A 24804-nucleotide genomic window follows, 5' to 3' on the forward strand; every position below is an offset into this window, starting at 1 on the left:
CCGATTGAGACACCCTTGATCAGCTTCACCGTGACAGCGCTCGTCTTCGGCGTCGTCTTCCTCGCCGAGCTGCCGGACAAGACCGCCCTCGCCGGCCTGGTCCTCGGCACGCGCTACCGCGCCTCGTACGTCTTCGCCGGCGTCGCCGCCGCCTTCGCGCTGCACGTCGCGCTCGCCGTCGCGGCCGGCAGCGTGCTGACCCTGCTGCCGCAGCAGATCGTGCACGCGCTGACCGGCGTGCTCTTCCTGGGCGGCGCCGCGATGCTGCTCATGAAGAAGGACGAGGACGAGGAGGAGATCCGCAAGCCGGAGAACCAGTCCTTCTGGAAGGTCGCCGGGGCGGGCTTCATGCTCATCCTGGTCGCCGAGTTCGGCGACCTCACCCAGATCATGACGGCCAACCTCGCCGCCCGCTACGACGACCCGCTCTCCGTCGGCCTCGGCGCGGTGCTCGCGCTGTGGGCGGTGGCCGGGCTCGGCATCGTCGGCGGCAAGGCCCTGATGAAGCGGGTGCCGCTGACCCTGATCACGCGCATCGCGGCCCTGCTGATGCTGGCCCTCGGCGTGTGGAGCCTGTGGGAGGCGATCGCCGGGTGACGCGGCGGCCGGGCGGCCGCGGGGCGGCCGGCCGGGCTGAACGGCGGGTGAACGGCTCCGGGGCGGGCTGGCGCGAGCCCCGCATGTTTTGTACCGTGTGGAAACAAAGTGGCTCCCGCTCGTTTTCCCTGACCGGCGGGCGGGGCCGCCTTGTCCTCCGGCTCCGGCCGGACCGCCCCTTCCGTCCCCGCCCGGGAGCTGCCGATGACGGCCACCGTCCTCACCGCCCGTGCCCTCCTGCTCGACATGGACGGCACCCTGGTCAACTCCGACGCCGTCGTGGAGCGCGTCTGGCGGCGCTGGGCCGAGCGGCACGGGCTGGACGGCGACGAGGTGATGAAGGTCGTGCACGGGCGGCAGGGGCACGCGTCGATGGCGCTGCTGCTGCCGCAGCGGCCGGTCGAGCAGAACCTCGCGGACAACGCGCGCATGCTCGCCGAGGAGACCGCCGACACGGACGGCGTGGTCCCGGTGCCCGGCGCCCCGGAGTTCCTGGCCTCCCTGCGGGGGCTGCCGCACGCGCTGGTGACGTCCGCCGACGTGCCGCTGTCCACGGCGCGGATGGCCGCCGCCGGGCTTCCGCTGCCCGACGTGCGGATCACGGCGGAGTCGGTGGGCGCGAGCAAGCCCGACCCCGAGGGGTTCCTGAAGGGGGCCGCCGAACTCGGCGTCGATCCCGCCGCGTGCGTGGTGTTCGAGGACTCCGGGGCGGGGATCGCCGCGGGGCGCTCCGCCGGCATGCGCGTGGTGGGGATCGGCCCCCGGGCCGGGTTCCACGGCGCGGACGCGGTGGTGCGGGACCTCACGCAGGTGCGCGTGGAGGCGTCGCCCGACGGGACGGTACGGCTGCACGTGGGCTGATCCCGCCCGTCGCGGGGAGCCCCGGCGCGCGCCCCGCACCGGTGGTGCCCCGCCCCGCCGCACGACGGGCGGGCGGCCTCACGGCTCCTTCGTCTCCGACTCCAGCCTCTCCCGCGTCGCCGCCCCGTACACCCCCAGCTCGTCGCCCTGGATCCCCCGCGACCACTGGTAGTTGCGCAGCGCGCTCTCGACCCTGTTGGTGAACACCCCGTCGGTCTCGTCGTTGTAGAGGTACAGCTGCCGCAGCCGCAGCTGGAGCTCGGTCACCTCGGCTCCCTGGTCGCCGCGGCGCAGGACGGGCGGCTCGGGGCTGACCTCCGCCTGGCCGGAGCCGTTCCCCGGGGCCGGGGAGTCCGAGGCCTGCGCGGCCGTCGCGCTCGGGCTCACCCCGGCCGTCGGCGAGGCCGTCGGCGAGGCGCTGGAGGCCGACGGGGACGGCGAGGCGCTCTCGCTCTCGGACGGGGACGGGGAGGCGCTGGAGGCCGACGGGGACGCCGAGGGGCTCGCCGGGGCGGACGCGGAGGCCGCGCTCGTCGAGGTGTCCGGCACGGCCGCCCGCACGTCCTCGGGAGCGGCGCCGTCCCGGCTCGGCGTCTCGTAGGAGAACAGCCCGCTCGCGAAACCGGCCGCCGCCACGACGGCCACCGCCGCGGCGGCGCTCGCGATCAGCAGCGTACGGCGGCGCCGGCCGCGCGGGTGCCCGTCGTCGGCGTGGGCCCCGCCGCCGCCCGGCTCATCCGCCTCGAACAGGCTCAGGTCGGTGGCGCTGGGCTCGGAGGGCCCGGTGCTGAGGGGCGCGGGCAGGGCCGTCGTCCGCGGATCCGGGCCGGACGGGTCCACCGCGCGCAGGGGCATGGTGGCGTCGGGCGCCTGCGGCACGGGCGCGGCCGCGCCGGGTACGCGGGGCACGGGCGCCGTGGCGTCGGGGTCCGCCGGCGCGGCGCCCGCGGCACCGGACGCCCGCGACGCGGACGGGGCGGCGCCGGACACCGGCGGCAAGGGCATCGTGACGTCGGCCGCGGCCGCCCCCGGCGTCGGCTCCGCGTCCCCGCCCCCCTCGCCGGCCCCGCCCCCCTCGCCGGCCCCGCCCCCCTCGCCGGCCCCGCCCCCCTCGCCGGCCCCGCCGATCTCGACGTAGGGCCGTATGCGCAGCGGGTCGAAGTCCCCCGCGGCGGCCGCCTCCGCCTCGCGGGCGTCGCGCAGGGCCTCGGACGCCCGCCGGGCGCAGGAGCACGACGGGGTGTTGTCCGCCGCCCGGAGCGCACCGCACTCCGGGCACGGATGCCCCTGCCGCCCCGCTGGTCCCTGCTGCCCCGTCGATTCGGTCACCTGTTCGTCCCTCCCCGTGCGAACTTCAGAGATTATGCAGATCCTCCACACAACCGCCCGCCCACGACCCCCGGAATGAAGGGTTCCGACGGGACTCGACGGGCCATAACGGGACACACCGATCACGATGGAAAAGTGTCACGTGAGCCTCGGGAGGCATCCATGGCCTTGGACGCACACGCCCGCACGGAGGATCCGCACCGGGAGCACGTCTCCGGGAACGTCCTCGTCTCGATCGGCGCCCTGCTGCTCGGCATGCTGCTCGCCGCCCTCGACCAGACCATCGTGTCGACCGCGCTGCCCACGATCGTCAGCGACCTCGGCGGTCTGGAGCACCTGTCCTGGGTGGTCACGGCGTACCTGCTGGCGTCGACGGCCGCGACGCCGCTGTGGGGCAAGCTGGGCGACCAGTACGGGCGGAAGAGGCTGTTCCAGATCGCCATCCTGATCTTCCTGGCCGGCTCGGCGCTGTGCGGAGCGGCCCAGGACATGCCGCAGCTCATCGCCTTCCGGGCGGTGCAGGGCCTGGGCGGCGGCGGTCTGATGGTGCTGTCCATGGCGATCGTCGGCGACCTCGTCCCGCCGCGCGACCGCGGCCGCTACCAGGGCCTGTTCGGCGCCGTCTTCGGCGCCACCAGCGTGCTCGGCCCGCTCCTCGGCGGCGTCTTCACCGAGCACCTGAGCTGGCGCTGGGTCTTCTACGTCAACCTGCCGGTCGGCGTCGTCGCGCTCGCCGTCATCGCGGCGGTCCTGCACATCCCGCGCAGGGCGACCGAGCACGTCATCGACTACCTCGGCACCTTCCTCATCGCCTCCGTCGCCACCTGCCTGGTCCTCGTCGCCTCCCTCGGCGGCGTCACCTGGGGCTGGGGCTCGCCGCAGATCGTCGGCCTCGCCGTCCTCGGCGCGGTCCTCGTGGGCGCGTTCACGGCCGTGGAGCGGCGGGCGGCCGAACCCGTCCTCCCGCTCAAGCTGTTCCGCATCCGCACCTTCACCCTCTCCGCCGTCATCAGCTTCATCGTCGGCTTCGCGATGTTCGGCGCGATGACCTACCTGCCGACGTTCCTCCAGGTCGTGCGGGGCGTCTCGCCGACGATGTCGGGCGTGCACATGCTGCCGATGGTGTTCGGCATGCTGCTGGCGTCGACGGCGTCCGGCCAGATCGTCAGCCGCACCGGCCGCTGGAAGGTCTTCCCGCTGGCCGGCACGGCCGTCACGACGATCGGCCTGCTCCTGCTGCACCAGCTCGACGAGAACAGCCCCACCGCCGAGACGAGCGTGTTCTTCTTCGTCTTCGGCCTGGGCCTCGGCCTGGTGATGCAGGTCCTGGTCCTCATCGTGCAGAACGCGGTCTCCTACGAGGACCTGGGCGTCGCCACCTCCGGCGCGACCTTCTTCCGCTCCATCGGCGCCTCCTTCGGCGTCGCCCTCTTCGGCACCGTCTTCGCGAACCGCCTGGGCGACAAGCTCGAGGCCGCCTTCCGGGGCGTCGAGCTCCCGGCCGGCGTCTCCGTGGAGGGGCTGGAGGCCGACCCGCGCGTCATCGGCGGTCTGCCGGCCGCCCTGCGCCCGCCGGTGCTGCACGCGTACGCGTCCTCCATCACGGACGTCTTCCTGTACGCCGCCCCCGTCGCGCTCCTCGGTTTCGTCCTCGCCTGGTTCCTGAAGGAGGACCGCCTGCGCGCCTCGGTCACCGCCCCCGACGTGACGGAGACCCTCGCCAGCAACCCGGTCGAGCGGTCGTCGTACGACGAGGTGTGCCGGGCGCTGTCCGTCCTCGGCACCCGGGAGGGCCGCCGCGAGGTGTACCAGAAGATCACCGAACGGGCCGGCTACGACCTCCTCCCGGCCGCGAGCTGGATGCTGCTGCGGATCAGGCGGTACGGCGCCGTCGAGCCCGGCATGCTCGCCGAGCGCGTCAACGTCCCGCTGCCCGCGGTCCTGGAGGGCGCCCGCCAGATCGAGGAGCGCCGCCTCGCCGTCCGCGAGGGCCTCGACCTGCGGCTGACCCCCGCGGGCGGCGAGGTCGCCGAGCGGCTCGCCCGGGCCCGCGAGGAGTCGCTCGCCGAACTGCTCGGCGACTGGTGGGGGCCCGACCGCCCCACCGACCTGATCCAGCTGGTGAAGGAGCTGAACGGCGAACTGTGCGGCTCGGACCGGGAACAGCCGCACGAGGGCCGTCCGGCGGCGCGGACCGCGGGGACGGGCGCGGGCGGCCGGTGACGCGGTCCGACGAGGGGCGCGGGCGGCCGGCGGCGCGGGCCGGGCGAGCGGTCAGGGACGGTGGGCGGGGGGCACCGGGACGAGGTCCTTGGCGAACCAGTGCTCGGCGTACGCGTCGTCGTTGTGGGCCTCGGTCTCCGTGTAGCCGAGCCGGGCGTACAGGGCGCGGGCCTCGATCAGGTCGCCGCGCGTGTCCAGGACCATCCGCCGGGCGCCGAGCGCCCGGGCGGTCTCCTCGGCGGCCTCCACCAGCAGGGCCGCGCCGCCCTTCCCGCGCACCCGCGGCAGCAGGAACACCCGCTTGAGCTCCGCGGTCGCCGGGTCCAGCAGGCGTACGCCCGCGCTGCCGGCCGGCTCACCGCGGTGGCGTGCGACGAGCAGCCGCCCCCTCGGCGGGGCCAGCCCGCCGCCGGCGCCGGCGGCGATCTCCCGCTCCAGCTCGTCCGGGTCCGTCCGGCGTCCCTCGTACCGCAGGTACCAGCGGTCGCTGACCTCGGTGTAGTAGGCCCGCCACAGCGCGGCGGCGACCGGGGAGTCCACGGGTTCCGGGGTGATCGTCCAGCTCATGGCGGCCATTGTCGGGACGGCACGGGGCGCGTCCGCAACCGGATTTGAGGCCGGGCGGGCTCACGGCGGGCGCCGTTTGTCCGGCGTTCGACGGGCAACCCGAACCGTGAACCGGCCCGAGGGGCCGATACACCGGAAGGCAACCATGTCCACAGGCGTGATCATCGCTCTGATCGTGATCGTGGCGGCCATTGTCGCCGTCGCGGCCTTCCTGGCCGTGCGGGCCCGAGGGTCGCGGTCAGGACACAGTCTCAAGCAGCGCTTCGGACCCGAGTACGACCGGGCCGTCGCGCGCAACGACGGGGACGTCAAGGCGGCCGAGCGGGAACTCGGCGCTCTCGTGGAGCGGCACGGCGGGCTGCAGGAGCGGCCGCTGGAGCCCGCGGAGCGCGAGCGGTTCGAGGCCCGCTGGACGGCGGCGCAGGAGCGCTTCGTCGACTCCCCCCGCGAGGCGGTCGCCGAGGCCGACCGACTGCTCGCGGAGGTGGCCGGCGCCCGGGGCTTCCCGGACGGCGGGCAGTACGAGGAGCAGGTCGCCGCGCTCTCCGTGCACCACCCGCACCACGTCCACGGCTACCGCCGCGTCCACCAGGTCGCGAGCTTCCACGCGGACGGCGGCGCGCGCAGCGGCCAGGCCCCCGGCACCGAGGACCTGCGGGCCGCCATGGTCGAGGGCCGCGCGCTCTTCGACGACCTCGTGTCGCGCGGCCGGCACGACTCCGGCCGCCTGCGCACGCCGGCCCGGACGGCCGAGGGCCGGAGCACGCGGGACCGTGCGGACCACCACCGCGTGCCGTGGGGCTTCCACCGGCACCAGACCAAGGAGGGGTGAAGGACATGCCCGACATGACACCGAGCGGCGAGGACCGGCGAGGGACACGGCACCAGGAGCCGGTCGAGCGGACGACCGTGGCCGGCGGAGGCCGGGAGACCCCGGCGACGACCGCCGAGACGCGGAGCGCGTTCGTCGAGGAGACCGCGGACGCCCGGACGGCCCGGGGCGCCGGGGAAGGTCCCGCGAGGGGCGCCACCGGCGAGGACGAGACGCGGGGTGTCGGGCAGGAGGGCACGCGCGGCGTGGGGTACGGCGACACGCGGGGTGCCGGACGGGACGACACGAGGGACGTGCCGAGCGCCGGCAGCGGCACGCACGACGACCGCCCCGGCGGCCGGGCCGCTCCGCAGACCGCCCAGACCTCCCCCCTCCTCGCGCACGACGAGTGCGACACGCTCGCCGCCCGCATCCAGCACGCGGTCGCCGAGTTCGTCGACCACCCCCGCGACTCGGTCGAGGAGGCGGACCACGTCCTGGAGGAGCTGACCGCGCGCTTCACCGACGCCGTGAACCGGCGCCGCCGTACCCTGCGCGGTTCCTGGCAGCTCGGCGACGACGCCAAGGACGACGCCGTCACCACCGCCGACACCGAGCAGCTCCGGCTCGCCCTGCGCGACTACCGCGAACTGACGGAGCGGCTGCTGCACCTGTGACCGTGCCGCACCCGGGAGGGCCCGAGCCCCGGCAGGTCCTAGACCTCCGGCCGGCCCTCCCGCGAGCCCGACGCCGCCCGGCGCTCCCGCCACTCGCCCACGACCGCTTCGACGTCGTAGGGCTTCATGCCCAGCGGGGGGCCGGGCGGCGGCTTGAACATCATGTCCCGCAGCTTGACGTTGACGTCCGTGATGATCTTCCGGACGAGGCGTTCCGAAGGGGCCGCGTAGGCCGCCGCGAGGGCGTCCTCCGCCTCCTTGCGCAACGCGAGCGCGGGCGGGAGCACCGAGAGCCCCTCGCGCGCCATCTTGCGCCGGATCCACCACAGTTCGTCGTACGACGCTTCCAGGCCTTCGGCCAACGGACGCCCCGCACCAGGGAGTCGGTCGAACTCGCCGCGCCGCTGCGCGTCACGGATCTGCTTGTCGACCCATGACTCGAACGGGACGCCGGGTGGCTTTCGCTCGGTCATGCGTCCATTGTGCCGGACGCGGTGGCCCCGGGCGATTTAGTATGCGGCCGCGTACAAGGTCACACCCGCCACTGTCGGACACCTCACGAGGAGCGCACGTGCTCGAACTCACCATGGCCACCGTCTCGGGGACGGAAGAGGGGGCCACGGCCGGCATGCTCATGGCCGACGCGCCCAGCGAACCCGGGGCCGTGCTGCGGGTGGGCCGGGACACGTCCCTCTGCCGCCTCGTGACGCCCGAGGACTGGCTGTTCGTCTCCCGGGTGCACCTGGAGTTCGTGTGCGGCCCCGACGGCGTCTGGCGGGTCAGCTGGCTGCGCGGCTCCCAGCCGGACCCCTCGTCCGAGGTCCGGCTGGTGGTCGGCGAGTACGCCCAGACCATCGCGTACGGCGGGAGCGTGCAGCTGCCGCGCGGCGGGGCCGGCGAGATCGTGATCGTCGACCGCACCGGGCCGCGCAGCGTCAACGTGGGCTTCTACCACGAGGTGTGATCCCCGCGGGGGCGGCGCGGGCTACGCCAGGACGCGGGCCAGCGCGAAACCGTCGTAGCCCTTGGCGCCCACCGTCTGGATGGCGGTGCCGCTCAACCTCGGGTGCGAGCCGATGAGTTCGATCGCGGCGCGGGTGCCGCGCACGTCCCCCGCGTCGCTGTCCGCGTCGGCGACCCGGCCGCCCCGGACGACGTTGTCGAGGACGATCAGGCTGCCCGTGCTGGTGAGCCTGAGGGCCCAGTCCAGGTAGTGGGCGTTGTTGGCCTTGTCGGCGTCGATGAAGACCAGGTCGAACGGGGGAGGGTTCTCGTCGGCCAGCAGCGGCAGCGACTCCAGGGCCGGGCCGACCCGCACCTCCACCTGCTTGTCGAGCCCCGCGCGGGCGATGTTGCGGGTGGCGACCTCCGCGTGCCGCGGGCTGTACTCCAGCGAGATCAGCCGGCCGTCGGGCGGGAGCGCGCGGCCCAGCCAGATCGTGCTGTACCCGCCGAGCGTGCCGATCTCCAGGATGGTGCGCGCCCCCTGGATCTGGGCGAGCAGCTGGAGCAGCTTGCCCTGGCTCGCCGTGACGCTGATCCGCGGGAGCTCGGCGGCCTCGCTGTCGCGCAGCGCGGCCGCGGTCACCTCGTCGTCCGGGGCGAGGTGGGCGGTGAAGTAGGCGTCGACGGCGTCCCAGACCTGCGACTCGCTCATGCGCTCTGCCTCTCGTGTACCTGACATATCCGGGACAAGCGTGGAACGCTGACCAGTCCTGTCAACGGCACCCGCTGTGCCCGAGTTCCCCGTCGACCGGTCCCGACCGGTTGCCCACCGAAGGAATTCAGCCGTTCGGCCCAGGGGCCGGCGGCGACGGGGGAACGGGGGGAACGGGCGGCACCGGAGCCGCACCGGGCACCGCGGGTCCGGCGCCGGCCGCCGGTGGCGTACCCGGTGTCGCCGGCGCGGCGGGCGCCTCCAAACGGCCATCCGGCGCTGCGGGTCGGGCGGGTGCCTCCGGATACCCGCCGGGTGCCGCGGGCCGGGCGGGAGGTCTCGGAGGATCGCCCGGTGTCGCGGGTACGCCACCGGCCGCCGGTGGCGTACCCGGTGCCGTCGGCGCGGCGGGTGGCACCGGGGGCGCGCCGGGTGTCGTGGGTCGGGCGGGAGGCGCCGGACACCCGCCGGGTGCCGCCGCTCCGGCCGGTGGCGTCGGGTACCCGCCCGGTGCCGTCGGTCCGGTCGGCGGCCGTTCCCCTGGGTGCCGCCGGCGTGTCCGGCCCCGTCGTGCGCCGAGCACCGCCGTCGTCGTCACCAGTGCCACCAGGCCGCCGACGACGGTCACCAGCCACGCCGGGACCCCCGCCACCCTCAGCAGCCGGTCGTCGTAGACGACCTGCCGGAACGCGGTGTCCTTCGCCGTGCGCCGCAGCTCGTGGTCCGCCGAGATCGACGACGGGTCCGGGAACTCCTGCGCCAGCGCCGTCAGGAACGGCGCCCCGTCCGCGAGCGCGCCCAGCGGCCCCGCCGTCGTGCCGACCGGTCCCGCGAAGGTGACCCGGGGCCGCTCGCCGCCGATCCGCGACACCGGCTCCATGCGGTGACCGGCCAGCACGTACAGGACCAGCGACTGCCCGCTCGTCGCGAGCCGCGACAGCCGCATCGGGTAGACGAGGGTGCCGCTGGCGAAGGCGAGGTGCAGCGGTTCGAGGTCGCCGCGCAGCGGGGCGCCGGCGGTCTCCGGGGTCAGCCGCACCGCCACGTACTCCCAGCGCCGGTCGACGTACGGCTGGAGGGCCGACTCCAGGCGGGGCGGGAAGGCGAAGCCGTTCTCGCCCAGCCAGTCGTCCAGGGCGGCCGGGTCGGTGGCCGTCAGCCGGGCCACGTCGAACGGCCCGAGCCGCTCCCGCCCCACCACGCCCACGCCCGGCCCCGCACCCGGCGCCGGCGGGGCCGCCGCCCCCGCGCCGTCGCCCGTGGACAGCGGCCAGTCACCGTCCTGCGGCCAGAAGTGGTACCGGGCGCGTTCCTCGGGCGCCGTGGCCTCGGTCAGCTGGGAGAAGACCTCCGCGTCGCCGAGCCGCACGGTCGCCCGGCTCGGCACCGGCATGATCCAGGCGGCCCGGTCGGCGTCCCCGGTGACCGACAGGCTCATCACGATCTGCTCCCGTTCCCCGTCCCAGCGCACCACGGAGACCTCCCGGTGCACCGCGACCCGCCGCTCGTCGCCCGGGACGAGCGCACCGCAGCCGCAGGCGTAGGCCGGGGCGAGGAGGGAGCCGAGCTGCGTGGCGAGGAGCGCGAGGAGGAGGGCCGCCGCCCGCCGCCGCCACCGCTCCCGCCGTGCGCGCTGGTCCCGCCGTCCCCGCAGGAAACCTGGCATGCCCCGTAGCCCTCCGTCGTCGATCACCGCCGCCGGGCGGCCCGCCGCTGATCACTGCCGTGGTGGCTACGACGGTACGGAGCGAGGGCCGGTTCCGTTCACGTCACGGCCCACAACACCCTTCACGGAGGCGTCCCTTCCCCCGGCGCACTATCGTCTTTCGGACAAAGGGAGAACGTGCGTCAGGTGAAGGCGGGGTGCTCTGCGTCTTCGTCGGGGGGCAGCACGAGCCTCATGGGGTTCGTGAAGGCACCTCGACGTGGAACGCGCAGGACCTACGGGGCGGGAGGCCGACGAGGCGTGGCGAACGCGGAGCACAGTGAGCGGCCGGCGGAACCCTTCGGGACCACGGCGGCCGGCACGGCGAGAGCGCGCCTGCGCGCGGCCCGCCTCGCCCTCTGGCTGATCGCGGCGGTCCTCGCCGTCCGGCAGGTGGCCGTCGTGCTCGGCACCCCGCGCTCGGAACGGCTGACGGACCTGGAGACCTGGGTCGGACCGGACGGCGTGCTGCACGTCAACGGCTCGCTCTACGACTCCACCCGCTTCACCGGCACCCCCTTCGGCGGGCTCGTCCTCAAACCGCTGACCCGCGCGGCCGAACAGGCCCTCGGCTGGGGCTGGACCTTCGGCACGCTGCTGCTGGTCGTCGCCCTCGGCCTGATCGCGGCGCGCGCCCTGCCCCAGCCGGTCAGCAGACGCACCTCGCTGCTCGCCGCACCCGTCGCCATCGTCCTGCTGATGCTGTCCCTGCCGGTCCGCGCCACCCTCTGGCTCGGCCAGACCAGCATCATCCCGGTCCTGCTCGTCCTGCTCGGCTGCTTCGTCGTCCGCGGGCAGCGGACCGGCGGAACACTGATCGGCCTGGCCGCCGCCCTCCAGCCCACGGTGCTCCTGTTCGTCCCGCTGCTGTGGCTCACGGGCCGCCGGCGGGCGGCCCTCTCCACCGGCGCCACCTTCACCGCCTCGACCCTGCTCGCCTGGGCGGCGATGCCGCACGACTCGTCCACCTACTGGGTCCACCACCTGGCGGGCGCCGGCCTCGGCGGCGAGGCGGACGCCCTCGCCAACCAGTCCCTGCACGGCGCCCTCCTGCGCCTGGGCCTCTCCGGCCCGCCGGAGATCGCCCTGTTCCTCGTGCTGGGCGTGGCCGTCGCGGTCCTCGGCGTCCGCCGGGCGGTGCGCTACGCCCGCGACGGACAGCTGCTGCTGGCGGTCGCCGTCACCGGCTGCGCGGCGATCGCGGTCTCCCCGACGACCTGGCAGCACCAGCTGCTGTGGGTGCTGCTGGCGGTGGTCGGCCGGGTCGGCCGGCGCGCCTCCGACCGCTACGTCTGGCCGGTGGCCGTCGTCCTGGTGATGACGCTGCCCACGAAGATGCTGCTGCCGGACATGCCGTCCCTGTACCCGCTGCGGGACAACGTCGTGCTGCTGGCGGCGCTGGCCGCCGCGACGGCGGTGCCCTTCCTGTCGCGGACCTCGGAGCACTACCGCGCACCGGTCCCGACGGAGTACGCGGCGCCGGCGCCGGCCCGCTGGACGTGGGTGCCGCTGCTGCCGTTCCCGCGCCGCGTCCTGACCCGCCCGAACCTCCTGCTGGAGCTGCTGCTGATCCGCGTGACGTACGCGGCGTACCAGCGGGTGCGGCTGGCGGCGACCGGGGGGACGATCTCGGGGGGCCGGGACCGTGCGGAGGCCCACGGCCACCAGATCCTCGACATGGAGCGCGTCCTGCGCATCGACGTCGAGCGCACGGTCAACCACTGGGTGGTGGGCGTCGACTGGCTGCGCGAGTTCTTCGACTTCTACTACACGTCCTTCCACTTCGCCGTGCCGCTGTCCGTGCTGGCGGTGCTCTACTGGCGGCGGCCGGTCGACTACCGCTGGGCGCGCTCGTCCCTGGGCTTCGCGACCCTGCTCGCGCTGGTCGGCTTCTGGCTCTACCCGCTGGCTCCGCCGCGGCTGATGCCGGAGCTGGGGATCATCGACACGGTGCACGGCGTGCAGGACTTCTCCCGGCCCGACTACGGCACGCTGACCGCCCTGACGAACCAGTACGCGGCGATGCCGTCGCTGCACTTCGGGTGGTCGCTGTGGTGCGGCCTGGTGATCGCGGTCGTGGCGCCGAGGTGGTGGATGAAGGCGCTGGGGCTGCTGCACCCGTTCTTCACGGTGTCGGCGATCGTCGCCACCGGAAACCACTGGGTGCTGGACGCGGCCGGCGGCGCGGCGGTGGTGCTGGCGGGCTTCGGGCTGGCGTACGCGCTCCAGGGCCCCCGGGTCCGGACGGCCGCGGTCACCCGGGCCGCCGCGGTCGCCGACGAGCGGCCGGCGGTGCCGGCCGCGAGGGACCGGACGCCCGGCTGACGGGGGCGCGTGCGGGGCACGGGGCCGCCTGTGATAGACGCGTGGACGTGATGGACGCGGTGAGAGAACGCATGCTCAAGGACAAGGCGCGGCGGTTGCTGCTGGTCGGCACCGCCGCGGGGGTGGTGGTGCTCGCCGGGGCGGGCTGCTCGGGACAGGACGCGGCACGGGACGACGGCCGGGGGTCCGCCCCGACGGCGTCCGGCCCCCTGGCGTACGACGACCTGGAGCGCCTGGCCTTCGAGAACGGCGAGGTCCCGGGCACCCACGACAGCCCGCTCGTGAAACCCCGTCCCCGGCAGGGCGAGCGGACGTTCCCGCCCGTCTCCGACGCGGCCTGCCAGAACGTCCTCGACGTCCTGGACGCCGAGGGCGCGTCCGCCGTCGTCCGCCAGGTCTTCAACTGGAAGGGCGACCTCTGGGGCGGCGCGTCCACCCTGGCGTCCTACCCGGGCGCGGGCGCCGAGCAGGCCTTCGACCGGCTCGAGAACGGCCTGCGGACCTGCCGGTACTACTCCGGCGAGTCCTACGACGGCCCGTACACCACCGACGTCACCGGGGTCGGCGCCCCCGAGACGGGACACGTCGGCGACGAGGCCCTGACCTTCCGCACCACCACCCTCACCGAGGAGGGCCTGGACCTCCACCAGGACTACGTCTTCGTCCGCACCGGCGCCCTCACCGCCCTGTTCCGCAAGACGGAGGCGGGCCGCGAGGCGACGTTCCCGCGGGACCTGGTGGAACGGCAGGTGGAGCGACTGGAGGAGGGCCGGGCGTCCTGACCGGCAGGCCCCGGACCCCCGGCCGGGACGCGGATCACGCGAAGCCGGGGGTGCGACGGCACCCAGGAGAGGCGAGCATCCGTGCGCGCACCCGGTCGACGCGGACACCGGCCCGGGTGACGGGCGCTCCCCAGGGGGCACGCCGGCTGCAGGGGGTGCCCGCTGTCCTGCCGCGGAGGGGGGCACGAGGGCGAGCGCGGTGACTCCGGCGGGGTCCGCTACGGCGTCGGATCGACGGCCTTGTCGCGCCGGCGGACGGCACGCGAAGGGGCGGGTTCCGCGCCCGGGCCGGGGAGGGGACGGGCGGCCGGTCCGCGGCGGCGCAGCCACCGCTCGGCCGGATGCTCCACGCAGTGGTACGCCACCGCCGCCAAGGCCAGGCTGACGACCAGCACACCCGCCCAGAACACCGGCGTGTCACTGCCGGGGGCGGGCTTGCCCCAGTGGAAGACGGCGACCCGGATGACGATCTCGTGGACGAGGTACCAGGCGAACGACCAGTGCCCCAGCCGGATCATCCACGCCCCGCCCAGCCCGGTGCGCCTGCCGTCGAGGTCGGCCCGGGCGGCGGCGCAGATCAGGGCCGCGAAGAGGGGCGCCGACAGCCACTGCGAGGCGTTGTAGGGGCTGTACCAGAGGGCGTCCGGCACCGCGTTCGACCAGGGGATCAGCAGCAGGTGCCAGCCGATGACGAGCGCGGCCGCCACCGGCAGGGACACGGGGGGCCGCCAGCCGCGCTTGAGGGCGAGCCCGGCCACCACGCCCAGCACGAACTGCAGGAACCGGGTCAGCGGCAGGTAGTCGAGGGCCCAGTTGCGGGTGGCGGGCGGCAGCCCGGACAGGGCGGGCCACAGGACGAGGGCGGCGCCGACGACGGCGGCCGCCGTCCAGGCCCCCACCCGGGCGCGGCGGCCCGCCGGCACGGCCAGCAGCGCGGGGAACGTCAGGTAGAACCAGGCCTCGTCGCTGAGCGACCAGGCCGCCGGGTTGCCGCCGACGGACATGACCGGGTCCGGGAACCACGCGTTGACCAGCAGCAGCGTCGCGGCCACCGCCCGGAGGGACACGGCGCGGTCCATGACCGTCCACACGGCGACCGACAGCCCCACGCTCACCGCGAGCAGCGGCCAGATGCGGGCGAAGCGCCGCCACAGGAAGACCCGCGCGGGCACCCGCGCGCCGTCGTACGTCCAGGCGAGCACGACCCCCGACAGCACGAAGAAGAACGTCACCCCGCTGCGGCCGTACCAGACCGTCTCGCTCAGTCCCGGAACGGTCCCCACCTGACGGGACAGGTGGTACAGGACGACGAGCAGGGCCGCCCAGAAGCGCAGCCCGGTCAGGGAAGGCAGCCGGTCGCGACCGGCTCCCGGTATGGAGGTCAACGGTGGTCCTTCACTGGGCGGGCACGAAGGGGGAGGATATCCGCACCCGCGACTCGGCGGGCGGCGCCGGCCCGGGACGGGTTCTCATCCGAGGGACGCCAGGAGTTCGCGTTCCCTGTCCGGGGTGAGTCCCGCGCGGCGCGGCCGGTGCAGTCCCTGCCCGCGTTCCCAGCGCAGTGTGTCGGCGAGGAGGTCGGTGCGGGAGCGGTGGCGCAGGCCCGCGGCGACGGCGGCGGACCCGTCGCGCGCCGCCCAGCCCTCCCAGCCCGGGTCCACCACCCACAGGGGCAGTGAGTCGGGGCCCATGTACTGGGCCACTCCTCGCGCGCGGAGTTGCCGGGACGGCACCGTGACGACCGGTCCGGTGTGTCCGCCGACGCCGCGGGACAGGTCGATCCATTCGGCGAAGGGCACAGTCGGGCCGACCGCGTTGTAGGTGCCCGTGGTGCGGTGTTCCGCGGTGTCGAGGAGCCATGCCGCCAGGTCGCGCACGTCGACGGTCTGCGTCGGGGCGTGCGGGGTGTCGGGGACGAGCAGCGGCGCCCGGGGGGCACGGGCGGCGCGGGCGACCCAGTAGCCGGAGCGGTCGCTGTGGTCGCCGGGCCCGCCGATGAGTCCGGCGCGGGCGATGAGGAGGCGGTCGGCCAGGGCCGTCCGGGTGAGCGTCTCGCAGGCGGACTTGGCCTCACCGTACTGTTCACGGTCGGCCTCCTCGAGGTCGGTGGCGGGCAGCAGGGCGGCGGTCTCGTCCGCGCCGGGCTCGCCGTGGGAGGCGTACGCGCTGACCGAGGAGACGTAGATCCAGTGACGTGCCCGCGCGCCCAGGGCGGCAACTGCTTCCCGTACGAAGCCGGGTTGCCAGGACACCTCGAGCACGGCGTCCCATTCCCCACCGGGCAGGGACGCGTACGCGGCGGGGTCGCGCCGATCCGCGGCCACCAGACGCGCCCCTTCCGCCACGGGCCCGCTGTCGCCACGGGCCAGGCACGTCACGCGGTGACCGCGGTCGAGGGCCTGCCGGGACACTTCACGCCCCAGCCAGGCCGTGCCGCCGAGGACGAGGACCTCCATGCGCTCCATGGCGGGACTCCATCAGCACGGCCCGACCGTGCCAAGAGGCTTCTGCCGTGGGCAGAGCCCGCATCCGCCCGAACGACCACGGGACTTCCCGGAGCGGCACAGGGCCGGGTGCGCCGCCCTGCTCGTCACCGACCGCCCGGGCGACCGGTTCGTGGTCCGCGGGGCCCCGTGCGTCACAACGGCGACCAGGGCGGCAACTGCGTCGAGGTCGCCCGGCTCCCCGACGCGGCCGTGGCCGTACGCGACTCCAAGGCCCCGGCGGGTCCGATCCTCACCCTCCGGCCCGCCGCCTTCGCCGCGTTCCTCTCCTGGACCGGCGGGCCCACCGCCGCTGAGTGACGTCCCGGCGGCCTGGCCGGCGCTCAGGGGCGGCCCGAGGCCGTCAGGGCCAGGGCGCCCGACAGGAGGGCCGCGAGCAGCAGGGGCGGGCCGAGGCCGTGGTGGATCACCAGCCAGGCGCCGAGCAGCGCCCCGGCGAAGAGGGCCGCCACGGCCGCCGCGCGGCGGCGGAACCGGGTGCCGTGGCCGCCGCCCGCGTGGGACTCGGAGGCGAGGCCCGTCAGCGTCATCGTCAGGACGGTCGTGGGCAGGTCGGCCACTCCCAGCTTGCGGACGGTCGCGGTGCGCATGCCCAGGGCGAACGCGGTCAGGGCGATGACCGAGTAGACGGTCCCGGACGCTTCGTCCGGGGCGGCGAAGGCGACCACGGCGGCGGCGGCCAGCAGCGCCGACTCGACGGTCAGGGTCGTCCGTGCCCACAGGCGGTGGGAGCCGACGGCGTGGATGACGCGGCCCCCGGCCACGGCGCCGGCCAGGAAGCAGCCCAGCGAGGTCACCGAGTGCGGGACGGAGAAGCCGGGGACGCCCGCCGCGGCGAAGCCGATGACGAGGACGTTGCCGGTCATGTTCGCGGTGAAGATGTGCCTCAGGCCGAGGAAGCTGACCGCGTCGATCAGTCCGCTCACCACGGTCAGCACGAGCAGGACGCGGACGAGCCGGACACCGCGCGCTTCGGGATCGGGGTCGGGGCCGGTCGCGTCCGGTTCCGGGGGCTCGGGGGTCATCCGCCCAGTCGATCACGGAGCGGGAGGAAAACGGCGAAAGCGGCGGCCCGGGGATCGGGGGCCGCCGCTTTCGCGTGCAGGGGGCGTCAGGACGCCGTCGGCGTCGGTGCGCCGTGAGGGGTGCGGCTCAGTACCAGCCGTTCGCCTGCCAGAAGGACCAGGCGGCGGTCGGGCTGCCGTAGCGCTCGTTCATGTAGTCGAGACCCCACTTGATCTGGGTCTTGGGGTTGGTCTTCCAGTCGGCGCCGGCGGAGGCCATCTTGTTGCCGGGCAGGGCCTGGACGAGGCCGTAGGCGCCGGACGAGGCGTTGGTGGCGTCGACGTCCCAGCCGCTCTCGTGCTCGACGATCTTGCTGAAGGCGTTGAACTGCGCGGCGTCCGGGATCATCTGGTGCGCGATCGCCTTGGCCTCGGAGGCGGAGGAACCGGTGGCGGCCTGGGCGGGCGCCGCGGTCAGGGCCATGCCGGCGGTGGCGGCGGCCACGGCGACGGCGGTGAGGGTCTTCTTGGGGGAGGCGATGCGGCGGATGACGGAGACGGACACGGAGAACCTTTTTCTTCGGGGACGGTGGTGCCGCGGGCATGCCGGAAACACGCGGTGCGTGGCCGCACCGCGTGAAGTGCGGTGGGTGGCTGGCATGCGGTGGCGCCGAGGCCCGGGGGCTTGTCGGCGCCGTGCGACGTCATCCAGAGAAGCAGGCCCGGAAGGGGTCCGCAATGACCCCTTTTACTAGTTGTGGCCGCATGTGGGGGGAAAGGCGTTCGTGTGAGCCGGCTCTCAAAGCGCAGGTCAGAGGGCCTGTCTGCGTGTGCATGATGACCGATTTGTCCGACTAAGGAGGATCGTAGGTGATGCGGCTCACGTGGGGCGCCTCACCGGCCCGCCGTCCTCGAACGTGACCCCGGTCTCGAACGCGGCGCGCCGGGTCGCTCTGCGTAGCGCCCTGAGCACCGCCGGGCCGAGCGTCAGCGTCAGGACGACGGTGACCACGGCGCGGCCCAGGTCCCAGCCGAGGGACGTCGCCAGGCAGTAGGTGACGAAGCGCGCCAGGTTCCCGGCGACCGACCCGTCCGGGTCGAGGGCGATGGTGGTGCTGTCCGGGTCCATGAAGGGCCATCCGGCCATGTTCATCGCCGTGCCGTACGCGAAGGCGGCCAGGAAGCCGTATCCGGCGAGCAGGGCCCGCTCCGCACCGCCGCGCAGGCGGTCGGCGCCCGGCAGCAGGCCGGCGCCCATCGTGAACCAGCCCATCGACAGCATCTGGAACGGCATCCACGGGCCCACCCCGCCCGTGAGCAGCGCGGACGCGAACATCGTGACCGAGCCGAGGACGAAGCCGAAGCCGGGGCCGAGGACCCGGCCGCTCAGCACCATCAGGAAGAACATCGGCTCGATGCCGGCCGTGCCCGCGCCGATCGGGCGCAGGGCCGCGCCGGTCGCCGCCAGCACGCCCAGCATCGCCACCGCCTTCGCGCCGAGCCCCGACTCCGAGATCGTCGCCGCCACGACCGCGACGAGGAGCACCAGCAGGCCCGCGAAGAGCCAGGGCGCGTCCTGGGTGTGGGCGTTCAGGGTGGAGGCGGGCGGGGCCAGGAAGGGCCAGGTGAAGGAGACCACGCCCACCGCGCTGACCAGGGCCAGGGAGAGGACGGAGCGGGGGCCCAGGCGGATCGCCCGGGCCTGCCGGGCGACCGGGGCCGCGGGGGTCGTCGGTGTCACCGCAGGGCCTCCTTCACCTGCGCCACCGTGAGCCACTCCTGCGGGGCCAGGATCTTCGTCACCTGCGGGGCGAAGGACGGCGAGGAGACGACCACCTCCGCCGTCGGGCCGTCCGCGATCACCTCGCCCTCGGCCAGCAGCACGACCCGGTGGGCCAGCTCGGCGGCCAGTTCCACGTCGTGGGTGGCCAGCACGATCGCGTGACCGGCGGCGGCCAGCTCGCGCAGCAGGGCGACCAGACGGGCCTTCGCCGCGTAGTCCAGGCCGCGGGTCGGCTCGTCGAGGAGGAGCAGCGGCGGGCGGGCGGTGAGGACGACGGCCAGGGCGAGGGTGAGGCGCTGTCCCTCGGAGAGGTCGCGGGGGTGGGTGTCGTCGGTGATGCCGGGGAGCAGGTCGCAGACCAGGGCGCGGCAGGTGCCGGGGGCGGCCTGCGCGTCCCGGTCGGCGGCGGCGCACTCGGCGGCGACCGTGTCGGCGCAGAGGAGGTCGCGGGGTTCCTGCGGGACCAGGCCGACGCGGCGGACCAGGTCGCGGGGCGGGGTGCGGTGCGGGGCCGCGCCGCCGACGCGGACCGAGCCGGCGGACGGTTCGACCAGGCCCACGAGCGCGCCGAGCAGGGTGGACTTCCCGGCGCCGTTGCGGCCCATGAGGGCGATCGTCTCGCCCGGGGAGACGGTGAGGTCGACGTGGCGCAGGGCCTGGACGCGGGCGCGGCGGACGGCGAGGGAGCGGACGTCGGCGGGGGCCTCGGGGGCGAGGGGGCCGGCGGGTGCGGTGCGGCGGCGCCACCGGGGGAGCGCCGCCCGGGGCGCGGGGGGCTCGGCGACCGGCGGCGGGGTGTGGTCCGGCTGCCGTCCGGCCAGGCGTTCCCGCAGCGCGTCCGCGCGCCGACGGGCGTCGCGGACGGTCAGCGGCAGCGGGGACCAGCCCGCCACCCGGCCCAGCTCCACCACCGGCGGGTACACCGGCGACACGGCCATGATCTCGGCCGGGGCGCCCAGGACGGGGGCCGCGCCGGGGGCGGGCAGGAGGGCGACCCGGTCGGCGTACTGCAGGACGCGTTCCAGCCGGTGCTCCGCGAGCAGCACCGTCGTCCCGAGGTCGTGGACGAGGCGCAGGAGGACGGCGAGGACCTCCTCGGCGGCCGCCGGGTCGAGCGCGGACGTCGGCTCGTCCAGGACGAGGACCCTGGGGTGCGGGGTGAGGACCGAGCCGATCGCGACCCGCTGCTGCTGGCCGCCGGAGAGCGTGGCGAGGGGGCGGTCGCGCAGGGAGGCCAGGCCGAGCAGGTCCAGGGTCTCCTCGACGCGGCGGCGCATCACGGCCGGGGGCAGGCCCAACGACTCCATGCCGTAGGCGAGTTCCTCCTCGACGGTGTCCGTGACGAAGTGGGAGAGCGGGTCCTGGCCCACCGTGCCGACGACGTCGGCGAGTTCGCGCGGCTTGTGGGTGCGGGTGTCGCGTCCCGCGACCGTGACACGGCCGCGCAGGGTGCCGCCGGTGAAGTGCGGGACCAGGCCGCAGACCGTGCCGAGCAGCGTGGACTTGCCCACGCCGGACGGGCCGGCGAGCAGGACGAGCTCGCCTTCCGGGACGGTCAGGTCCACGTCCCGGAGGGTGGGTTCGCGGGCGCCGTCGTAGGTCACGGAGACGTTCTCGAAGCGGATCACGACGGCTCACGGCTCCTTGCGGCGTGCGGGGGCGAGGAAGGCGGGCAGGATGCCCAGCAGGATCGCCGCCGCCGGCCCGAGGGGAAGGGTGGGGGCGGTGAGCGGGATCACGGTGGGGTGGAGGGCCGCGGGGTCCGCGGAGGCGGTGAGCACGAGGAGGGCGGCGACCGCGACGCCGGACGCGGCGACCAGGCACGAGCGCGGGGTCCAGCGGTCGGGACGGTAGCGGGTGCGCGGGGAACGGCGGCCGCCGAGGCGCAGTCCGGCGAGGGCCGCGGTGAGCCCGGCGAGGAGGACCGGCAGGCCGTACGTGCCGCCGGCCGCCGTGAGCAGGCCGTACGTCCCCGCGCACACGCCGAGCAGGCCGCCCAGGGTGAGGGCGGCCGTCGTACGGCGGACCGGGGCCGGGACGTCGGCGGTGCGGCCGTAGCCGCGGGCGTCCATCGACGCGGCGAGGGCGACCGAGCGTTCCAGGGCGCCCTCGAGCACGGGCAGGGCGACCTGGAGCAGGCCGCGCAGGCCGCGGTCGGGGCGGCCGCGCAGCCGGCGGGCGGCCCGCAGGCGCTGCACGTCGGCGATGAGGTGCGGGGCGTAGGTGAGGGCCACGACGACCGCGACCCCGGCCTCGTACAGGGCGCCGGGGAGCGACTTGAGCAGCCGGGAGGGGCTGGCGAGGGCGTTGGCGGCGCCGACGCAGACCAGGAGGGTGGCGAGGCGCAGACCGTCGTAGAGCGCGAAGAGGACGCCCTCGGCGGTGACCTTGCCGCCCAGGCGGACGCCCTGCGCCCAGTCGGGCAGGGGGACTTCGGGGAGGGCGACGACCACGTGCGTGCCGGGGATCGGGGAGCCGAGGGCGACGACGAAGACGAGGCGGATGACCAGGACCGCGAGGGCGAGGTGGAGGAAGGCGGAGTAGGAGCGGGCCCAGGGGGTGTCGGGGCGGCAGGTGACGACCACGTAGGCGGAGGTGGTGAGGAGGAGGGCGAGGAGCAGGGGGTTGGTGGTGCGGGTGGCCGCGGTGCCGAGGGCCAGGGCCCACAGCCACCAGGCGCCGGGGTGCAGCGGCGCGGTGCGCGGTGGGCGGGGGGCGGGGGCGCTCACCGGCGCTTGCGGGGTGCCGCCTGCGTCCGCCCTCCCCCACTCTCGGCTTCGCGCGAGCGGGGGGACCCCTATGAGCGGGGGGACCCCCGTCGCCCCTGCGGCTCGGCTGCCCGCAGGCTGCCCGACCACGCCTGCGCCGTCGGGCCTAACCACGCCTGCGCCGCCGTGCCTGCCACACCGCCGCCGCTGCCAGGGCCGCGACGAGGGCGCCGCCCGCGTACCCGCCCACCGACGGACCGCTGTCGTCGCCGGCCGGCTCCCCGGCGGACGTCGGCTTCCCGGTGGACGCCGGCTTGCTCCCGCCGGTGCTCACCTGCTCGCCGCAGCCCGCCCTCGGGTAGCCCGCGATGGCGCAGAGCAGGGCGTTGGTGTCGTAGCGCAGGGGCTTGGCCACCGCGGCCAGGGCCTCCGCCGTGGTCGCGTCCTCGGGGACGCGGGCGCAGGCCGTCCGGGCGGCCGGCGGGGTCTCCCCGGACGGGGCGTCCGCCGGCGTGCCGAAGTCGAGGACCAGCGCCACCCGCTTCGCGCCGTCCTGCGCGGGCGTCTGCGCGCAGACCGCCGCGAACGACGTCGTGCCGCGCGGCCGGGACGCGTCCTGGGAGTCCTCGCTGACCGCGAAACGGAAGCCCTGGACGGCGCCGTCGGCGGGGCGGGCCATGGCGGGGCCCTCGGTGGCGTAGATCCAGCGGTCGCCCTGGCGCTCCCAGAAGGACCAGTAGCGGTAGCCGGCGGCCCGGGCCGGAGCGGGGCCGGCCAGGACCAGGAACAGCGCGGCGAGGGCGAGGGCGGCGAGCCGGCGTGTCACTGGCGCTTCTTGCGGCCGCTGATCAGGAAGCCGATGCCGATGCCGGCGACGAGGAAGACGCCGACGGTCCACCAGGTGCCGTAGCCGTCCTCGGAGTCGTCCTGGTCCTCGTCGTCCCGGTCCGCGGCGTCGTCGGACGCCTGCGCGGCCGCCTTCCCGGTCGACTCCGGCGCCGGGCCCGTCGCGTTGAGGGCCGCCACCAGGTCCGTGCCGCCGAACGCGCGCGGGTCGGTCCCCGTCGCGTGGGCCGCGAACACCAGCTGGGCGTACGCGGCGGGGCCGTTCTGCTCCGCCCAGGCGGCGGAGTTGGCCGCGAGCCACTTCAACGGCTTCCCGGCGCTCGCCGCGCCGCCCTGTGCGGCGAGGGCGACGACCGCGTCGGCGGTGTTGCCGTAGTCGGGCTGGTTCTCGGCGCCGGGCAGCACCGACGTGAGGTACCCGTCCTTCTGCAGGGCCTTCGCCAGGTAGGCGGCCCCGTTGGCGGCGGCCTGCTGCGGGGCCGGGTAGCCGGCGTCGGCGCAGGCGGCGGCGTCCGTCTTCGTCCCGGCCCCGGCCGCCAGGCCCTTGCCGAGCGCGCCGAGGACACCGGCCGCCGTCGCGTCCGCGTTGGCCGCCAGCTTGCCCGCCTTGTCGGGCTGGTAGGCGAAGGCGCCCGCGCCGGCGCCGGCACAGGGGAGGGCGAGCTTCACCAGGGCGTCGTACGGCGAGTTCCCGCCCTTCACGACCTCCGCGGGCTTCTCGCCGGCCGCCGCGAGCGCCCCGACCACGACGGACGTCGAGTTGGTGTCACTGGCGCCGCCGGCCGCGTAGCCCCAGCCGCCGTCCGCGTTCTGGACGGACTTCAGCCAGCCGACGGCCTTCTGCACGGCGGCCTCGTGGGAGCCGAGGGCCGCGAGGGCCTGGACGGCGGCGGCCGTGCTGTTGGTGTCCACCATGAGCTCGGCGTCGCAGGCCCGGGCGGGCTCGGCGCGGAAGGCGGCGAAGGCGCCGTTCGCGCACTGCTGCCCGGTCAGCCAGTCCACGGCCTCGCCGGCCGGCCGCACGCCGGCCGTGTCCTGGGCGAGCAGCGCGAGCGACTGGCGCCAGACGCCGTCGTACGTCGGGTCGGCGGTGCCGTACAGACCGGAGGGGAGCGCCACGGACGGCGACGCGGACGGGGTGGGGTCGGCGGCCACGGCGGGCGTGGCCGCGCCGATCACTGCGGTGGCGGCCAGGACCGCGGCGCTGCGGCGGACGTTCATGATCGGCGGATGCCTCTCCCTGTCAGGGAGCCGGGCAGCGCGGGACACCCCGGCGGCTCGGCTCCGTAAACCTCGACGGTGCCGTGCGACGGCGGGCTGCCGGCGCACGTGAGCCGGTCACGGTCCCGTCCGGGGCAGTCCGGCTCACCGGCCCCCGAGGGCGGTTCACGGTTGCGGGTCAGCGCCGGAATTGCACCGGCTTCCCCCCGTACGGGTGTGATGACGACCCGGCCACTCTACTCGGCCGTAGGAAAGGCCCCGAGGGGTGCCCATGGGGTGGGGGAGCGGCACGGTAGGTTCCGTCCATGACAACCGGGGGAACCGCGGTGGGGGAGCCGGGCCGACTGCTCGGCTCGGGCCGCACGGCCGACGTGTACGAGATCGACGGGGCGTGGGTGCTGCGCCGCGACCGTGAGGGGCGGGGCGACGCGGCCGCCGAGGGGGCGGTGATGGCGCACGTCCGGGCCCACGGCTACCCCGCGCCCGCCGTACGGTCCTCCGGCTCGCGCACCGAACTGGTGATGGAGCGGCTGGACGGGCCGACGATGCTGCAGGCGTGGGCGGCCGGCGCGCTGGACTCGCGGGAGGCGGGGACGATCCTCGCCGGGCTGCTGCGCGCGCTGCACGCCGTCCCCGCTCCCGGGGCCGGCCCGTGCGTCCTCCATCTCGACCTGCACCCGGACAACGTCGTCCTCATGCCCGACGGCCCCCGGGTCATCGACTGGGCCACCGCCGAGGAGGGCGATCCGGGCCTGGACTGGGGCATGTCCGCGGTGATCCTCGCCCAGGTCGCCGTCTCCGCCGAGCCGGTCGCCGCACCGGCCCGCGCGATGCTCGCCGCCCTCCTCGCCGACCCGTCCGGCCTCACCGAGGAGGGCCTGGCGCAGGCGCTGCGGCGGCGGGCGGCGAACCCGACCATGACGGCGGAGGAGGTCGGGCTCCTGGGCGCGGCCGAGGAACTGATCCGCTCACTGGCGGGAGCCGCACAGGACCGCCCGACGGCGTAGGCCCGGGGCACCCGACGGTGTGGGCCCGGGGCACCCGACGGTGTGGGCCCGGACCGCCCGACGGTGTGGGCCCGGGGCGGCCGACGGTGTGGGCCCGGGGCGGCCCGGATTCCGGCACCGGATCGGCCCGGGCTCCGGCACCGGGTCGGACGGGCTGACGGTCCGGCCGGAGACCGTGGCGGCGGGTGGCCGCCGCA

The 24804-nt window shown here is 75.5% G+C and carries 24 protein-coding genes and 1 riboswitch; of the genes, 10 read left to right on the plus strand and 14 right to left on the minus strand.

Going from position 1 to position 24804, the window contains the following annotated elements; all coding sequences use genetic code 11:
* The first annotated feature begins 15 nt into the window (after positions 1 to 15).
* Positions 16 to 597, plus strand: coding sequence for a TMEM165/GDT1 family protein (locus ACH4F6_RS28125; RefSeq protein WP_397963151.1), 582 nt, complete (start codon positions 16 to 18; stop codon positions 595 to 597).
* 204 nt (positions 598 to 801) lie between these two features.
* Positions 802 to 1458 carry an HAD family hydrolase gene (locus tag ACH4F6_RS28130; RefSeq protein ID WP_397963152.1) on the plus strand — a complete coding sequence of 219 codons (657 nt, stop codon included), beginning with the start codon at positions 802 to 804 and terminating at the stop codon, positions 1456 to 1458.
* A gap of 78 nt (positions 1459 to 1536) precedes the next feature.
* On the opposite strand, the gene ACH4F6_RS28135 is transcribed toward ACH4F6_RS28130, so the two are convergent.
* Positions 1537 to 2787: a peptidoglycan-binding protein gene (locus ACH4F6_RS28135; protein ID WP_397963153.1), complete on the minus strand. Its 1251-nt coding sequence runs from the start codon at positions 2785 to 2787 to the stop codon at positions 1537 to 1539.
* A gap of 162 nt (positions 2788 to 2949) precedes the next feature.
* On the opposite strand from ACH4F6_RS28135, the gene ACH4F6_RS28140 reads away from it, so the two are divergent.
* A complete protein-coding gene (locus tag ACH4F6_RS28140) occupies positions 2950 to 5010 on the plus strand; it encodes a DHA2 family efflux MFS transporter permease subunit (protein ID WP_397963154.1) in 2061 nt (686 codons plus the stop codon).
* Between the two features lie 51 nt (positions 5011 to 5061).
* On the opposite strand, the gene ACH4F6_RS28145 is transcribed toward ACH4F6_RS28140, so the two are convergent.
* Entirely contained in the window at positions 5062 to 5577 is a 516-nt protein-coding gene (locus ACH4F6_RS28145; RefSeq protein ID WP_397963155.1) for a GNAT family N-acetyltransferase, read from the minus strand.
* Positions 5578 to 5722: 145 nt separating this feature from the next.
* Between ACH4F6_RS28145 and ACH4F6_RS28150 the strand changes: the two genes are divergently transcribed.
* Together ACH4F6_RS28150 and ACH4F6_RS28155 are read left to right on the plus strand one after the other, a co-directional pair.
* Complete coding sequence (locus tag ACH4F6_RS28150) at positions 5723 to 6409, plus strand: hypothetical protein (protein WP_397963156.1); 687 nt, start codon at positions 5723 to 5725, stop codon at positions 6407 to 6409.
* Between the two features lie 5 nt (positions 6410 to 6414).
* A complete protein-coding gene (locus tag ACH4F6_RS28155; protein ID WP_397963157.1) occupies positions 6415 to 7065 on the plus strand; it encodes a hypothetical protein in 651 nt (216 codons plus the stop codon).
* Between the two features lie 38 nt (positions 7066 to 7103).
* Here ACH4F6_RS28155 and ACH4F6_RS28160 read toward each other — a convergent pair whose 3' ends face one another.
* Positions 7104 to 7538 (minus strand): DUF1992 domain-containing protein, encoded by a 435-nt coding sequence (locus tag ACH4F6_RS28160; RefSeq protein WP_397963158.1) that lies wholly within the window; start codon positions 7536 to 7538, stop codon positions 7104 to 7106.
* A 98-nt stretch (positions 7539 to 7636) separates the two neighbouring features.
* Here ACH4F6_RS28160 and ACH4F6_RS28165 point away from each other — a divergent pair, with 98 nt between their 5' ends.
* On the plus strand, positions 7637 to 8029 hold the full coding sequence (locus ACH4F6_RS28165; RefSeq protein ID WP_397963159.1) for a hypothetical protein: 393 nt from the start codon (positions 7637 to 7639) through the stop codon (positions 8027 to 8029).
* Positions 8030 to 8050: 21 nt separating this feature from the next.
* Here the strand turns inward: ACH4F6_RS28165 and ACH4F6_RS28170 are convergent, their stop codons facing one another.
* Complete coding sequence (locus ACH4F6_RS28170; protein ID WP_397963160.1) at positions 8051 to 8722, minus strand: O-methyltransferase; 672 nt, start codon at positions 8720 to 8722, stop codon at positions 8051 to 8053.
* A gap of 127 nt (positions 8723 to 8849) precedes the next feature.
* Positions 8850 to 10388, minus strand: coding sequence for a DUF2330 domain-containing protein (locus ACH4F6_RS28175; protein ID WP_397963161.1), 1539 nt, complete (start codon positions 10386 to 10388; stop codon positions 8850 to 8852).
* Between the two features lie 300 nt (positions 10389 to 10688).
* Between ACH4F6_RS28175 and ACH4F6_RS28180 the strand changes: the two genes are divergently transcribed.
* Together ACH4F6_RS28180 and ACH4F6_RS28185 are read left to right on the plus strand one after the other, a co-directional pair.
* Complete coding sequence (locus tag ACH4F6_RS28180; protein WP_397963162.1) at positions 10689 to 12752, plus strand: bifunctional glycosyltransferase 87/phosphatase PAP2 family protein; 2064 nt, start codon at positions 10689 to 10691, stop codon at positions 12750 to 12752.
* Between the two features lie 41 nt (positions 12753 to 12793).
* Complete coding sequence (locus tag ACH4F6_RS28185; protein WP_397963163.1) at positions 12794 to 13534, plus strand: hypothetical protein; 741 nt, start codon at positions 12794 to 12796, stop codon at positions 13532 to 13534.
* 218 nt (positions 13535 to 13752) lie between these two features.
* On the opposite strand, the gene ACH4F6_RS28190 is transcribed toward ACH4F6_RS28185, so the two are convergent.
* Together ACH4F6_RS28190 and ACH4F6_RS28195 are read right to left on the minus strand one after the other, a co-directional pair.
* The gene (locus tag ACH4F6_RS28190) at positions 13753 to 14919 is read right to left on the minus strand and encodes an acyltransferase family protein (protein ID WP_397963164.1); all 1167 of its coding nucleotides are present in this window, start codon (positions 14917 to 14919) and stop codon (positions 13753 to 13755) included.
* A gap of 84 nt (positions 14920 to 15003) precedes the next feature.
* The gene (locus ACH4F6_RS28195; protein WP_397963342.1) at positions 15004 to 15990 is read right to left on the minus strand and encodes an oxidoreductase; all 987 of its coding nucleotides are present in this window, start codon (positions 15988 to 15990) and stop codon (positions 15004 to 15006) included.
* Positions 15991 to 16167: 177 nt separating this feature from the next.
* On the opposite strand from ACH4F6_RS28195, the gene ACH4F6_RS28200 reads away from it, so the two are divergent.
* On the plus strand, positions 16168 to 16338 hold the full coding sequence (locus ACH4F6_RS28200) for a DUF397 domain-containing protein (protein WP_397963165.1): 171 nt from the start codon (positions 16168 to 16170) through the stop codon (positions 16336 to 16338).
* A gap of 23 nt (positions 16339 to 16361) precedes the next feature.
* On the opposite strand, the gene ACH4F6_RS28205 is transcribed toward ACH4F6_RS28200, so the two are convergent.
* The 7 genes from ACH4F6_RS28205 to ACH4F6_RS28235 form a co-directional block, all read right to left on the minus strand.
* Positions 16362 to 17063 (minus strand): YoaK family protein, encoded by a 702-nt coding sequence (locus ACH4F6_RS28205; protein ID WP_397963166.1) that lies wholly within the window; start codon positions 17061 to 17063, stop codon positions 16362 to 16364.
* Between the two features lie 127 nt (positions 17064 to 17190).
* Positions 17191 to 17607 (minus strand): transglycosylase SLT domain-containing protein, encoded by a 417-nt coding sequence (locus ACH4F6_RS28210; RefSeq protein WP_397963167.1) that lies wholly within the window; start codon positions 17605 to 17607, stop codon positions 17191 to 17193.
* A gap of 315 nt (positions 17608 to 17922) precedes the next feature.
* Positions 17923 to 18783 (minus strand): ECF transporter S component, encoded by an 861-nt coding sequence (locus ACH4F6_RS28215; protein ID WP_397963168.1) that lies wholly within the window; start codon positions 18781 to 18783, stop codon positions 17923 to 17925.
* Entirely contained in the window at positions 18780 to 20453 is a 1674-nt protein-coding gene (locus ACH4F6_RS28220) for an ABC transporter ATP-binding protein (protein WP_397963169.1), read from the minus strand. Before ACH4F6_RS28220 ends, ACH4F6_RS28215 begins: the two co-directional genes overlap by 4 nt.
* A 6-nt stretch (positions 20454 to 20459) precedes the next feature.
* Positions 20460 to 21554, minus strand: a complete 1095-nt coding sequence (locus ACH4F6_RS28225; protein ID WP_397963170.1) for a CbiQ family ECF transporter T component — start codon at positions 21552 to 21554, stop codon at positions 20460 to 20462.
* Between the two features lie 145 nt (positions 21555 to 21699).
* The gene (locus tag ACH4F6_RS28230; RefSeq protein WP_397963171.1) at positions 21700 to 22359 is read right to left on the minus strand and encodes an SCO2322 family protein; all 660 of its coding nucleotides are present in this window, start codon (positions 22357 to 22359) and stop codon (positions 21700 to 21702) included.
* Positions 22356 to 23600 carry a prenyltransferase/squalene oxidase repeat-containing protein gene (locus ACH4F6_RS28235; RefSeq protein WP_397963172.1) on the minus strand — a complete coding sequence of 415 codons (1245 nt, stop codon included), beginning with the start codon at positions 23598 to 23600 and terminating at the stop codon, positions 22356 to 22358. Before ACH4F6_RS28235 ends, ACH4F6_RS28230 begins: the two co-directional genes overlap by 4 nt.
* Positions 23601 to 23732: 132 nt before the next feature.
* A riboswitch (cobalamin riboswitch) is annotated at positions 23733 to 23806 on the minus strand.
* Positions 23807 to 23905: 99 nt separating this feature from the next.
* Between ACH4F6_RS28235 and ACH4F6_RS28240 the strand changes: the two genes are divergently transcribed.
* Entirely contained in the window at positions 23906 to 24607 is a 702-nt protein-coding gene (locus ACH4F6_RS28240) for a phosphotransferase (protein WP_397963173.1), read from the plus strand.
* Positions 24608 to 24804: the final 197 nt, after the last annotated feature.

It is taken from the genome of Streptomyces sp. NPDC017936 (assembly GCF_044328485.1).
Classification (GTDB): domain Bacteria; phylum Actinomycetota; class Actinomycetes; order Streptomycetales; family Streptomycetaceae; genus Streptomyces.